At 41.2% G+C, this 13,796-nt stretch carries 13 protein-coding genes; all 13 read left to right on the top strand.

The window, feature by feature from the left end:
• The first annotated feature begins 47 nt into the window (after nt 1–47).
• The 13 genes from ACQ4KW_RS12855 to pgeF all read left to right on the top strand — a co-directional run bounded on the left by ACQ4KW_RS12855 (nt 48) and on the right by pgeF (nt 13,744).
• Nucleotides 48–2,033 carry a penicillin-binding transpeptidase domain-containing protein gene (locus ACQ4KW_RS12855; protein ID WP_430882883.1) on the top strand — a complete coding sequence of 662 codons (1,986 nt, stop codon included), beginning with the start codon at nt 48–50 and terminating at the stop codon, nt 2,031–2,033.
• A 211-nt stretch (nt 2,034–2,244) separates the two neighbouring features.
• Nucleotides 2,245–3,720, top strand: a complete 1,476-nt coding sequence (locus ACQ4KW_RS12850; RefSeq protein ID WP_430882882.1) for a UDP-N-acetylmuramoyl-L-alanyl-D-glutamate--2,6-diaminopimelate ligase — start codon at nt 2,245–2,247, stop codon at nt 3,718–3,720.
• Between the two features lies 1 nt (nt 3,721).
• Nucleotides 3,722–4,678, top strand: coding sequence for a phospho-N-acetylmuramoyl-pentapeptide-transferase (gene mraY, locus ACQ4KW_RS12845; protein WP_430882881.1), 957 nt, complete (start codon nt 3,722–3,724; stop codon nt 4,676–4,678).
• Nucleotides 4,679–4,690: 12 nt separating this feature from the next.
• A complete protein-coding gene (gene murD, locus ACQ4KW_RS12840; protein ID WP_430882880.1) occupies nt 4,691–6,046 on the top strand; it encodes a UDP-N-acetylmuramoyl-L-alanine--D-glutamate ligase in 1,356 nt (451 codons plus the stop codon).
• 2 nt (nt 6,047–6,048) lie between these two features.
• Entirely contained in the window at nt 6,049–7,143 is a 1,095-nt protein-coding gene (gene ftsW, locus ACQ4KW_RS12835; protein WP_430882879.1) for a putative lipid II flippase FtsW, read from the top strand.
• Between the two features lie 10 nt (nt 7,144–7,153).
• The gene (gene murG, locus ACQ4KW_RS12830) at nt 7,154–8,257 is read left to right on the top strand and encodes an undecaprenyldiphospho-muramoylpentapeptide beta-N-acetylglucosaminyltransferase (RefSeq protein WP_430882878.1); all 1,104 of its coding nucleotides are present in this window, start codon (nt 7,154–7,156) and stop codon (nt 8,255–8,257) included.
• 9 nt (nt 8,258–8,266) lie between these two features.
• A complete protein-coding gene (locus ACQ4KW_RS12825; RefSeq protein WP_430882877.1) occupies nt 8,267–9,019 on the top strand; it encodes a cell division protein FtsQ/DivIB in 753 nt (250 codons plus the stop codon).
• 11 nt (nt 9,020–9,030) lie between these two features.
• A complete protein-coding gene (locus ACQ4KW_RS12820; protein ID WP_430882876.1) occupies nt 9,031–9,741 on the top strand; it encodes a DUF881 domain-containing protein in 711 nt (236 codons plus the stop codon).
• Between the two features lie 15 nt (nt 9,742–9,756).
• Nucleotides 9,757–10,476, top strand: a complete 720-nt coding sequence (locus ACQ4KW_RS12815; RefSeq protein WP_430882875.1) for a DUF881 domain-containing protein — start codon at nt 9,757–9,759, stop codon at nt 10,474–10,476.
• Nucleotides 10,476–10,874: a small basic family protein gene (locus tag ACQ4KW_RS12810; protein WP_430882874.1), complete on the top strand. Its 399-nt coding sequence runs from the start codon at nt 10,476–10,478 to the stop codon at nt 10,872–10,874. Before ACQ4KW_RS12815 ends, ACQ4KW_RS12810 begins: the two co-directional genes overlap by 1 nt.
• A gap of 232 nt (nt 10,875–11,106) precedes the next feature.
• The gene (ftsZ, locus tag ACQ4KW_RS12805; protein WP_430882873.1) at nt 11,107–12,228 is read left to right on the top strand and encodes a cell division protein FtsZ; all 1,122 of its coding nucleotides are present in this window, start codon (nt 11,107–11,109) and stop codon (nt 12,226–12,228) included.
• 219 nt (nt 12,229–12,447) lie between these two features.
• Entirely contained in the window at nt 12,448–12,906 is a 459-nt protein-coding gene (gene nrdR, locus ACQ4KW_RS12800) for a transcriptional regulator NrdR (protein ID WP_430886575.1), read from the top strand.
• Entirely contained in the window at nt 12,893–13,744 is an 852-nt protein-coding gene (gene pgeF, locus ACQ4KW_RS12795) for a peptidoglycan editing factor PgeF (protein WP_430882872.1), read from the top strand. The genes nrdR and pgeF overlap by 14 nt, the downstream gene beginning before the upstream one ends.
• Nucleotides 13,745–13,796 lie beyond the last annotated feature (52 nt).

Below are 13,796 nucleotides of genomic sequence, written 5' to 3'. Positions count from 1 at the left end.
ATGTAAAACAATGACTATTATAATAGGTCTGAAAGAGGTTGATGTTTATGGAGCCGAGTGTGAGCAGCAAGCGAAGGCTTTGGTTTGCCCTGTTTGTGGTTGCCTTGATTTTCTCCTTGCTTATTGGGAGACTGGCTTACATACAAATTGTAAAAGGAGAAGAATATAAAAAACTGGCTATGCTTCAGCAGACCAGAAATGTCCCTATCCCTGCTAAACGTGGCGTTATTTATGATAGAAAAGGCATCAAACTGGCCTTCAGTGTACAGTCCTTTACAGTTTGGGCCCATCCGAAAGATATTGGAGCCGAGTCTGTGGGAGAGGTGGCAAGTGAACTTGCTGAGATCTTAGAAGAAGATAAGGCTAAAATACTTGATATGATCAGCAACTCATCTTCGACGATTGTCCGTATAAAGAGATGGATTCCTAAGGCTCAAGCGGATTTGATAAAAAATAAAAGACTCAAAGGCGTTAGTGTGGGCGCGGACAACAAGAGGATTTATCCCAACCTAAACTTTGCCGCCCATATACTTGGTCACACAACTGTGGATGGCGTGGGCCTTTCAGGCGTTGAGTTGTCTTACGAAAGTGAACTCACTGGACGGGAAGGCACCTTGGTCACGAATACAGATGCCGCGGGAAGACAATTGCCCTTTGGAGAAGAAAAACTCTATCCACCGGAAGATGGTTTGAGTCTTGTTCTTACAATTGATGAGATAATTCAGCACTTTACGGAGGAAGCCCTAGTGAAAGGGGTTGAAGACCATAATGCTGAAAAAATCACAGCCATTGTTATGGAGTCTAAAACAGGGGAAATTTTGGCTATGGCTTCAAAGCCGGATTATGATCCAAATAATCCAAGAGACGTCCATGACCACTATCCTGATGTGGATTTTGACACCCTTTCTGGTGAAGAACTGAGCACCTTGTGGAATATGACTTGGAAGAATCCAAACTTGAATGATACCTACGAACCCGGTTCGACTTTCAAGATTATTACAACAGCCATATCTTTTGAGGAAAATGTGGCAGGACCACATACAAAGTTTTCTACCCCAGGCTATATAGACATGTACGGAAGTCGTATAAAAAACTGGGACTACCCAAGATCCCATAAGGATTTTACGCTTGTATACGGCATGGAAAGGTCCTTAAATACCATGTTTATGGAACTGGCGGATAAGGTGGGAAAAGACACATTCTATACCTATCTTGAAAACTTCGGACTCACACGAAAAACAGGTGTGGATTTACCAGGGGAAGCGGGCTCGATCATACTTCCAAGAAATAAAATTGGTCCAGTAGAACTGGCAACCATTTCATTTGGTCACGGTATAGCTGTGACCCCCCTTCAAATGGTGAATGCCATAAATGCCATTGCAAATGACGGTAAGCTTATGGAGCCTCATATTGTCAAGGCGCTGAAAAGCTCTGATGGAGAAGTCGTGGAGCGTATAGAACCCAAGGTGATACGAAATGTAATATCCAAAAAAACATCGGCAGATGTACGACTTGTCTTAGAATCAGTTGTTGAAAATGGGTCGGGTAAACTGGCTTATATTCCTGGCATTCGTATTGGCGGGAAAACAGGGACTTCGGAAAAAATTGTAAATGGAAAATATTCGGACGAGCTGGCCTATGCATCCTTTGTAGCCATTGCGCCGGTAGATGATCCTTTGATAACGGTCCTTGTTGTTGTCGATGAACCTAAGGATACAAACTATGGTAGCCAGACAGCAGCCCCTATTGCAAAAGATATTATGGACGATACCCTAAGGTATCTTGGGGTTGAACCAGAAATTCCTGAGTACACAAGGGAAGTTAAAGTTCCGAATCTTATGGGCAAGCCCCTAAGCAAAGCCATTAAAATCCTTGAAGCATCAGGATTGTCATACACAACTGAGCCGGTTAACATACTAAATAATGACAGTCCTGTTATTAATCAGTTCCCATATCCTGGATCGATTGCATCGGGACAGGACATTATTATTCTCAATGTTGACCCACTTCCGAGTGACTCGAATTCAGAATAATGACAATATGGTTAGGACTGTTACAAGCCACATTAAAATCTGATATAATTAAATCCGGATTATTCATGAAAATAGGACAGCAAAGACCTAGCGATGCATATATAAATTATTTGAATAATTCTTTTTATACTGATGCAATTGGGTGAGCTGAATAACTTAGGGTATTTATCTCACCCTTTTAAAATGCAAAAAAAGGAACTGAGGGGATTGTATGCTCTTAAAAAACATGTTGGATGGTCTAAAACATGAACTTGTTTTAGGCGATGTCAATATAGATATTACAAGTGTCCACCAGGACAGTAGAAAAATAGAAAAGGGATCGCTTTTTATTGCGGTTAAGGGTTTCCAGTCTGATGGCCACAAGTACATCAATAAGGCGATGGACTCTGGAGTCCGTGCCATTGTTGTGACAGAAGTCGAAACGGACTGTGTGAATAGAGCAAAAAATGAGTCCATAACCCTTATAAAAGTTGACGATGACAGGTATGCTATGTCTCACTTGGCTTCAGCATTTAATAAGAACCCCAGCGAAGATATGACTGTAATCGGTTTAACTGGCACCAATGGCAAGACCAGCACATGTCGTATTATTTCTGACATGTTAAACAGTGTTGGTATTTCAACAGGCCTACTTGGAACAATTGCCAATGAGATTGGCGGAAAAACATATAAGGCCAGTCTGACAACGCCAGAACCGGTTGAACTTCACGGCTTGCTTAAACTTATGAAAGACGACAAGATACAGGCGTGTGTCATGGAAGCGTCCTCTCATGCCCTGGACCTAAAAAGGGTTGACCATGTGGCCTTTGATTATGGCGTTTTTACCAACTTGACAGAAGACCATTTGGACTACCACGAAAATTTTGAGTCCTATTATAAGGCCAAGGCCAAGTTGTTTGCTTTGGCAGGGCAGGGTCGACTCATAAATGTGGATGATGTCTATGGTAAGAGACTCTATGAAGAATGTGTTTCTGATAATAGTACAGCACGGGTGTATTCTTATGCCATAGACAGACAAGCAGATATCAGAGCGGAAAATGTCCAGTACACGGGAACTGGTTCAAGGTTTACTTTGGTGACCCCAAGTGGACAAGTGGATATTAAGGTGCCCTTACCAGGAAAAATATACGTGTACAATACCTTGGCTGCATTTGGACTGCTCGCTATGATGGATTTATCCTTGCAATTGATTCAGAAAGCTTCGAAAGCTATTTCCCCGGTGCCAGGACGTATGGAGCTGGTTAAGGCGAAACACCCTGTCAGGGTGTTTGTTGACTATGCTCATACCCCAGATGCCCTGAGCAATGTAATCGATATTGCACGGTCCATTACAGATGGTCGTGTGATCACAGTCTTCGGCTGTGGGGGGGACAGAGACACTGGGAAAAGACCGATTATGGGGCGGATTGCAGAAGACAAATCAGATGTTATTTATGTAACCAGTGATAACCCGAGAACAGAAAAACCAGAAAGCATTATTAATGATGTCCTTGCAGGTCTTAAAAGTCCAGACCGCGCCTTTGTTGAAGAGAGACGAAAGCAAGCCATCGGTATGGCTATAAGGGAAGCCCGCTTTGGTGATGTGGTACTCATAACCGGAAAGGGTCATGAAACATACCAGGAAATCAATGGGGTAAGATACGATTTTGATGACAGATTAATTGCACTAGAATATTTGGAGGCCTAAAATGACAAACTCATGGATGCTAATGCTGGCTCTTGTAGTAAGCTATGCAGGATCAACGATTCTTGGTCCAAAGCTCATTCCATATCTACAAAAATTAAAATTCGGACAGAGTATACGAGAAGAAGGTCCGAAATCTCATTATAAAAAAGCTGGAACACCTACCATGGGTGGTTTCATATTCCTAGCAGGACTTTTACTGGCTATGCTCCTTGTGAGAGCATTTGACCAAGTTGGCCTTTTCATGCTCTTTGCCATATTTGGATTTGGCATGCTTGGGTTTGCGGATGATTATATAAAAGTTGTTTTAAAGCGCAACTTGGGGCTAAGAGCATGGCAAAAACTTGCTGGACAGTTCATTGTCAGCACAATTTTGGCTGTGTGGAGTGCCAATCTTTTTGGAACAGAAATCCTCATTCCATTTGTCAAAACACCACTGGACTTAGGTATTGTCTATTATCCGTTTGCTATATTTGTTGCCATAGCAACCACAAATGCAGTTAATCTTACAGATGGCCTAGATGGACTGGCGGGTTCAGTGTCAACTCTTGTGATTGGCTTCTTCGGCCTTGTGGCGATTTCTCAACAGAGCGTTACACTTCTTGTTGTTGCCATAGGTCTTATAGGTGGCTTGGGTGGATTTTTAAAAGTCAACAGATACCCTGCCCAAGTATTTATGGGTGATTTGGGGTCTCTTGCACTTGGGGGCGCTGTTGCAGGTTTTGCATTTGCAACGGGAACGGCCCTTCTGATTCCTATTGTAGGCGGTATATATTTTGCAGAAACACTCTCTGTCATTATTCAAGTTGTTTCATTTAAAACCACGGGAAAAAGGGTTTTTAAAATGTCACCACTACACCACCACTACGAGTTGTCTGGGTGGAAAGAAACAAAAATTGTCGGTACGTTTTACATGGTTACACTCGGCCTGGTTATTATAGGCTACTTCATTACCATCTAGGGGGCGAAATAAGTGGAAAATAGAAAAGTGTTAATGGTGGGTCTGGCAAGATCAGGACAATCAGCCGTAAAGGCCTTATATAAAAGAGGCGCAAAAGTATTTATTAATGATATGAAGTCAAAAGAGGACCTTGCTGATATTCTAGGTCCCTTAGAAGGTATGTATGAGGGCCTTATGCTTGGTGGTGCACCGAGTGTTGAAGGTTTTGATCTGCTTGTTTTAAGTCCAGGCGTACCCCTTGATAAACCCTTTGTTATTCAGGCAAAAGAAGCTGGTATAGAGGTTATTGGAGAACTTGAGCTTGCGTCTAGGCTGACAGATGCTAAATTTATAGGGATAACAGGCACGAATGGAAAAACAACGACAACGGCCCTTACGGGTGAAATTTTTAAAACAGCAAAAAGAAAGCACTTTGTTGTGGGCAATATTGGTATTCCGGTTATTGAGCGCATTGAAGAGGCAGATGAGAACACGACAATGGTCACAGAAGTGAGCAGTTTTCAACTGGAAACCATTAGAGACTTCAAAACAGAAGTGGCTGCAGTGCTCAATTTGACCCCAGATCATTTAAACCGTCATAAAACAATGGAAAATTATATCGACGCTAAATGTCGCATATTTGAAAATCATGGTAAAAATGATGTTTTGGTATTAAATTATGACAACGACTTAACGCGAAATCTAGCAAGTAGAACCAGGGGGAAAGTGGTCTATTTCAGTAGAAAAGAAGCGCTTGCATCTGGTGTTTTTATCAAAGATGGAAAAGTTGTTATTCAAGAGGATCAAAGCGATGAATCACTTGAAGTGATTGATGTGGCGGATATCTTCATACCTGGAGATCACAATATTGAAAATGCTCTAGCGGCAACAGCTATGGCATACTACAGTGATATTGAGGTGAATCATATTGCCCATGCCCTTCGAACGTTTACTGGTGTGGCCCATAGAATAGAGTGGCTGGGGGAAGTGGATGATGTTGTCTTTTTTAATGATTCAAAAGGAACAAATCCTGACGCTTCCATCGTGGCTGTTAAAGCCATGGAAAGACCCACAGTTCTTATAGCGGGTGGGATGGACAAAGGCAGTGACTTTGATTCTTTCATTGAGTCATTTGGTGAGAAAATCAAACATTTGGTTGTCTTTGGTGAAACTGCAAAAATCATTGAGACAACAGCCCGTAAAATGGGATATGAGTCAGTCAGCCTTGTGAACGATCTTGACCAAGCTGTAGATACAGCCTTTAGCTTAACATCTTCAGGAGATGCTATATTGCTTTCTCCAGCATGCGCAAGTTGGGACATGTATCCAAGTTTTGAACATCGTGGTGATCATTTTAGAGAATGCTTTGAAAGTCTAAGGAGGCGATAAGCATGAAACGCCATGCCATGGATTTGTCCCTTTTTGTCACGGTTATACTTTTGCTGGTCATAGGCGTTATGATGGTTTTTAGCTCAAGTTTTTACGTGGCGATGTCACAGTGGCAAGATAAATACTATTTCTTTTATAAAGATTTAAAATTTGCACTGGCAGGCATGGTGATCATGATTGTTGTCGCTATGGTGCCTTATCGAGTATACAGAAAATTTGCTCCCATGCTTTTGGTGGTCAGCCTGATATTACTTGGTCTGGTCCTAACCCCAGTGGGCACGACAATAAATGGTGCGCGGAGGTGGATCTTCATTGGATCCATATCAATAATGCCATCTGAAGTGGCAAAAATATGTGCCATTATATTCACAGCACATAGTTTGACGAATAATAGAAACAGAATTAAGAAGTTTACAATCGGGGTCTTGCCATACCTTGCATTAATAGGTCTATATTTTGGTTTGATCATTCTTCAGCCCAACCTGTCAACAGCGATTACCATAGCTCTTATTATTATGAGTATGGTTTTTGTTGCAGGTGCAAGGCTGGATCAGCTTATTGGCCTGGCTATACTAGGAGGCGGTGCCTTCATTGGCTTTGCCTTTAGTGCAGACTACAGACGTGCCAGAGTGATGGCCTTTCTTGATCCGTTTCAATATGCAGATGGTGCTGGATGGCAGGTTATTCAGTCCTTGTATGCACTTGGTTCAGGTGGTCTTTTTGGTGTGGGCATTGGTCAGAGTATACAGAATAAGCTTTACATACCGGAACCTCAAAATGATTTTATCTTTGCAACAGTGGGTGAAGAATTCGGATTCATTGGATGTGTCCTTGTCATCATGCTGTTCTTTGTATTAATCTATAGAGGTGTGAAAATAGCCATACAAGCACCAGATATGTTTGGAACCTTAGTGGCCACGGGCATCGTTGCCATGATTAGCTTCCAAGTGATGATCAATATTTCTGTTGCGACAAGCTCAATGCCTGTTACAGGTATACCGCTCCCCTTTATTAGCTTTGGAGGCAGTTCTCTTCTGATTTTAATGGGGTGTATGGGCATACTTCTGAATATTTCACAATACACAATAACAGATTAGGAGCCTGTTTATGAGAATGATTGTAACTGGAGGCGGAACCGGCGGGCATATCTATCCAGCCGTATCCATAGCAGAAGCCTTTAAAAAGAAAAACAAGAATACGAAACTTTTATATGTTGGAAGAAAACAAGGCCTTGAGTCAGAACTTGTTCCCAAGCTTGGTATTGAATTCCGTCCAATTTCTATAGAATACAAAAAGAGAGGTCTGGCTGGACTTATAAAGCATGTAGGCAGTCTTATTTCCAGTATTTTTGAAGCCAGACGAATTATAAAAGATTACAAGCCTGATATTATAGTTGGCACAGGGGGCTATGTCTCCGGTCCTGTTATGTTTGTTGGTGCGCTCATGGGCGTTAAAACAGCTGTCCATGAAGCCAATGCCTTTCCTGGACGTGCCAATAAAATGCTAAGCAAATATGTGGACAAGGTTTTGATTAGTTTTGAAGAAAGCAAAGCGGCCTTTAAGGATCAAGATAAGGTTGTACTGACGGGAAACCCAGTGCGTCAGGACTTCTACGGTCTTAATCGTCAAAAGTGTAGAGAAGAAGTGGGCGTTGACAAGGCTTTTCTCATCTTATCTGTCGGGGGCAGCGGCGGTGCGAAAAAAATTAATGATGTCATGATTGAAATTATGTCCAAAGTCAGTGGTGATGACCGTTATAAGGTTATTCATGTCACTGGAAAGTCTTATTATGAAAGACTTATGAAACAGCTTCAGGACATGCGAATTTCTTTTGAAGATAACATTCAAATTGTACCTTATGTTTATAATATGCCTGAACATATGGGCGCAGCAGATATTATGATAACCAGAACAGGTGCTTCGACCCTATCAGAAATTGGCATAACAGGCACTCCGGCGGTCCTCGTTCCTTCACCAAATGTTAAGGACAATCATCAAGAGTACAACGCCCGGTCAATGGAGAAAATGGGGGCAGGTATTGTCATGCTTGAAGATGAACTGAATGTGAACCACCTGATGGGGACCATTGAAGATCATCTGAACCATCCAGAAAAACTGGAGTCCATTAGAAAGAGTTGTGCTGCACTACCTGGAAAAGATGCCCTAGAGATCATTGTTTCCAACCTGGACGAGCTTGCTAAAAGGAATTAGGGGTGTTTTATGTCTGACGAAAAGAGGGAAAAGAGTACGCTAAAAAGACCAGGTGCAAGAAAGAAAACCCTGGTATTTACACTTATACTCTTAATAATAGGGTCAGGCCTTTTGGTCTTTAAGACAAACTTGTTTGTCGTCAAAAAATTTGAGTACCCTGCCAGTGTGTATTTTTCTGACAATGACATAAGAAAATATGGAGGGCTGGATGAATCAAGCCTGTATTTCAATGTCTCTGTTGCCAGTCTTGAAGAAAAAATTGTAAGACATCCTTACATAAAGTCTGTCAAAATAGAAAAGGCCCTGCCAGATAAACTCATATTAGATATTGAATACCGTCAAGAGCTTGCGGCTATTAAATACTCAGGTCTTTATGTCACCATTGATGAGCACCTGACAGTCTTAAAAGTCGAAGAATCTATTGGAGATATTTTTTTAATAGACGGATTTGAGTTTAAATCCTTCAATATTGGGGAAGAATTGAAAGTCGAAGAATCTAGGGTATTAAGGCGAACTGTGCAACTTATTTCCCTTCTTAAAAACTCTCATATTGAAGCCAAGCCCTATATACGTTATGATAACGGTATTGAACTTTTACTCAATGATGCCTATAGGGTGCGGTTTGGTAAGGGTCAAGACATAGAGAGAAAGTTTAATAATTTTGTCGACATCTACGAAGAGTTATCAGAAAAAGGTGTTCAATCGGGCATTATAGATGTAAGCCACAACGGGCTTCCAATATTTAAACCGTTTGGGCAGTAGGAGGCATGACTATGAAAAAGGATTATCTTTGGATCGGTTTGGTCTGTGTGATCCTTGGAGTGATTTTAGCCCAGCAGGCTAAAACCGTTCAGCGCGACATGTTAGATGGATTATCCCCACGCCAAAAGTCTGGCGAATTGGTGACAGAACTCCAAAAAGTTCGCGATGAAAAAGAAGTATTGCTGGAACAAATATCTGCCCTCGAAGAGCGGATCAAGGAAATTGAGTCTTCCGAGTCAAAAGAAAATGTCCTCATAAAGACACTAAACGAGGAATTGGAACGCTATAAAATGTTTGCAGGTTTAAGCGATGTGGAAGGCCAAGGGATAGTGATTACAATAGACAATCCACCTGTAGACATGAATTATGCTTATGATACAAATTTTGTTTATGACTACCACTTGCTCCTATCTCTAGTGAATGAACTCAATGCGGCTGGTGCAGAGGCGATTAGCATTAACGATCAAAGAATCACAGGTCGAAGTGAAATTCGAGCGGCAGGCAATGCTATCAATATTAATTTGATTCCTCAGCAAGCCCCTTTTGTCATTAAGGCTATTGGAAGTTCTGATACATTAGATGGCGCAGTGAGTCACAGGTTTGGTATTGTGTCTCAAATCAGAGATAAAAGATACTTGATAGAAGTCAAGAAATCTGACAATGTGCGAATTCCTAAATTTAGTAGAATCGTCGATTTTAGGCATGCTGATGTGATTCAGTAATGATGAGGTGATCTGATGAAAAAACCTCAAACGATAGCGCTTGTGTTCCTGCTAGCGATTTTGCTCTCTATACAGGTTCGCGCGGCGCAAGATGCTGAAAAATATGTGTCGCTCAATGAAATACAGACATATACCCAGGAGCTTGAAAGGGAATCTGCTGAGTTGAATCAGCTTGTTGAACGAGTAAGGCTTATGACCCTGCAAATTAGTGAATATGAAAATTCCAAAGCAGAGTCTGGCGGCATTGAAGAGGCCATGATAAATCAAATTGAAAAAATTAAAGCTTTCTCAGGCCTAAAGGGTCTGGAAGGTCAAGGCGTTATTGTTATAATCAATGACGGGGAACGGGAACTCAATGAGTTTGAAGATCCCAACAATGTCCTAGTTCATAATATGGATGTGCAGAACCTAGTGGATGACCTGCGGTATGCCGGTGCAGAAGCGATTTCCATTAATGATCAGAGATTTGTTTTTGGTAAAACGGAGATCCAATGTACAGGTCCAACCATAAGAATCAACGACGAAGTTTTTGCGCAACCTTTTATTATAAAAGCCATTGGTGATAAACATCATCTGGAGTCTGCCATCAATGCACCGGGTTCATTTGGACAAGTGCTAAGGCAGTATGGCGTTTTTCTTGAAGTGTATACAAGTGTGAATATTGAAATTCCAGCCTATACAGGTACAACGAGACCTGTATATATGAAGGCGACAGAGGATGGTGAAGAAAGTTGATGATCGCAGTACTGGCCATATTGCTAGGTTTGTTCATAGGGTGGTTTATGCCTCTTGGACTGAGCTCGGCGTGGTCACTTTATGTAGCAGTGGCAATACTGGCAGCAATTGACTCTGTTTTCGGAGCTATTCGATCAAGCATGGAAGATCGCTTTGATACGATGATTTTCATTAGTGGTTTTATCACCAATGCATTCTTAGCAGCATTTTTGGCATACATCGGTGATTTCTTAGGGATTCCCCTATACTATGCAGCCGTTTTTGCATTTGGTGCGAGACTGTTCCAAAACCTTGCTATAATTCGACGTCTTTTGATTGAGAATTTCAGGGATAAAAGAAGGAACAAGAGAAAAAACATCGAACAAGTAGAAGAAGCGAATTTAGAAAATATTGAGTGAAAAAATAGACTGAAAATCAATGATTAGAGCGGATAAATCGAAAAGTATCATTTTCTAGACCCCTTAAGTGGTCATTTTTGTAAATAAACTCGAATTTTATTGAAAAATACCGCCTCAAAGTGGGTCGAAGTATGGTATTATTAATAGTGAATTACCTATTAGAAAATATCTGTTACTAATACAGTAATCATAAGAAAGACATTTTTTCATCGTGGAAAAAGGGGGCAGTTACATGTTAGAGTTTGATATCGACATGGATCAATTTGCGCAAATTAAGGTTATCGGTGTAGGCGGCGGTGGCAACAACGCTGTTAATAGAATGATTGAAGCAAGCCTTCAAGGTGTTCAATTCGTTGCGATCAACACAGATAAGCAAGCATTATTTAATTCAAAAGCAGAATTTAAAATTCAAATTGGCGAAAAGTTAACACGTGGTCTTGGTGCTGGTGCGAATCCTGAAGTGGGAGAAAAGGCAGCAGAAGAGAGCCGAGATGACATCTATCAGGCCCTTCAAGGTTCTGATATGGTATTTATCACTGCAGGCATGGGTGGTGGCACTGGAACAGGTGCGGCACCAATCGTTGCTGAAGTGGCAAAGGAAATGGGTATTCTGACTGTTGGTGTGGTGACGAAGCCATTCACATTCGAAGGTCGTAGAAGAATGCTGCATGCTGATCATGGCATTAATGAACTAAAAGATAAAGTGGATACACTGGTGACAATTCCAAATGATCGTCTGCTACAGGTAATTGAGAAGAGAACCAGTATTGTAGATGCCTTTAAAATTGCCGATGACGTTCTACGTCAAGGTGTACAGGGTATATCTGACCTGATTGCTATTCCTGGACTTGTAAACCTTGACTTTGCAGATGTTAAGACGATTATGTATGAACGTGGTCTTGCACACATGGGCGTAGGTAAAGCCAGTGGAGAAAACAGAGCTGTTGAAGCTGCCAAGCAGGCTATTCACAGTCCAATGCTAGAAACATCAATCGAAGGTTCAAAGGGTGTTCTGCTTAATATCACAGGCGGATCTAACTTGGGACTGTTTGAGGTCAATGAAGCGGCTGAAATCGTTGCTGAAGCAGCTGATCCAGATGCAAACATCATCTTTGGTGCAGTTATTGACGAAGCCCTTAAAGATGAATTGAGAATCACTGTTATAGCAACAGGATTTGATGATCATCAGCCGGAAAGCGAAACAGCACCTGTTGTTGAAAGTAAGGAAGAGCCACAAACACCAGCAGAAGAAGTCACTGAAGAGACTGAAACTGAGGAAGTTCAAGCTGCTCAACCTGAAGAAACAAATGACGAAGAATTTGATATTCCAACTTTCTTAAGAAGACAAAGATAAAGGTGAAATTTAAACATTCACGTCAAGCGATAAAATATTTAAATATAACCGGAGTTTCCGGATTACCTACAAAGGCTACCGTTAAGGTAGCCTCAGCTTGTAGAAAAGCTTTGTAACAGTGGTAGAAGCTATCTAAAAGTGGACAGTCGGGATATTGAAACATTCAGAGACCGGATTTTATGCACATGAGAGTCAATGAAGGAAAAAGAGGTGTTGCAAGTGAAATGCCCATTTTGTGATTATATGGAGTCAAAGGTTGTTGATTCAAGACCCACTGACGAAGGCAGCACCATCCGTCGTCGTAGGGAATGTGTTAAATGCAAGCATAGATTCACAACTTATGAAAAAATTGAAGAAATACCGCTAATTGTTGTAAAAAAGGATGGAAACAGAGAATCCTATGACAGGGCAAAAATGATGCATGGCATTATAAGAGCCTGCGAGAAACGACCTGTTGCCTTTCAACAAATTGAGGATATGGCAAAGCAAATAGAGAAGAAACTTTACAATTCAATGGAAAAGGAAATTTCTTCGAATTACATTGGCGAACTCGTTATGTTCGGACTACGAGAACTGGATGAAGTGGCTTATGTAAGATTTGCCTCCGTTTATAGACAGTTTAAAGACATTAACACTTTTATGGATGAGCTTAAAACGATGCTCAATGATAAACGATAAAATACAATCGGGTGGTGGAAATATGCATTTGAAAGATAAAGACGGCGTACAGTGGTTGCAGTTTAATAATCTTTCATCGCAAGAACATCTGATTCATGGATTTACAACGAGGAATGGAGGGGTCAGTCACCCTCCATTTTCCAGTTTAAACATGGGTAAATCAACATCAGATGATCAAGATAAGGTGGAAGAAAATTATAATAGAATTCTCAGCGCGCTGGATGTGTCAATGCGTAAGCGATTTATGACAAGACAGGTTCATTCTGATATTGTTGTCTACATCGATGAAAAGCGAGTTGCTGAGGGAAATGATAAGGATAATTTTATAGATGCTGTTGATGGGCTCATTACGGACCAGACTGAACCGGTTCTATTGACATATTATGCTGATTGTGTGCCTCTCTTTTTCTATGATCCAGTCAATCATGTTGGTGGTGTGGTTCACAGCGGTTGGAAAGGGACGTCCAAGCAAATTGGAAAAAAGGCGGTCAAGCGAATGTCAGAAGTCTTTGGCAGTCGTCCTGAAGATATACTTGCAGGTATTGGACCAAGTGCGGGCCTATGTTGTTATGAAGTTGACGATGCAGTTCTTGATCAGTTTTCCTGGATGAAAGATACAATACATGAATATACAAAACCCTCTGAATCTGGTCGCTATTTTATAGATTTGAAGGGTATCAATAAGGCTATTCTTCAGTCATCAGGTCTTAGGAATGAATCTATAGAGATTAGTGATAACTGCACCATGTGTCAAAATGACCTTTTGTTTTCCTACAGGGTGGAAAAACCCAAACAAGGACGTATGGCGGCCATATTTGCATTGAACGAAAAGAAATAAGCAGCACATTGACGATATCCTTGACTAGGTCGCGGTGAACGTGTAATATGTA

It is taken from the genome of Tianxiuia mixotrophica (assembly GCF_050596425.1).
In the GTDB taxonomy this organism is placed as follows: Bacteria; Bacillota; Clostridia; order Peptostreptococcales; family Acidaminobacteraceae.
Note: the sequence above shows the minus strand (reverse complement) of the source record. Positions and strands in the feature narration are given on the sequence as shown.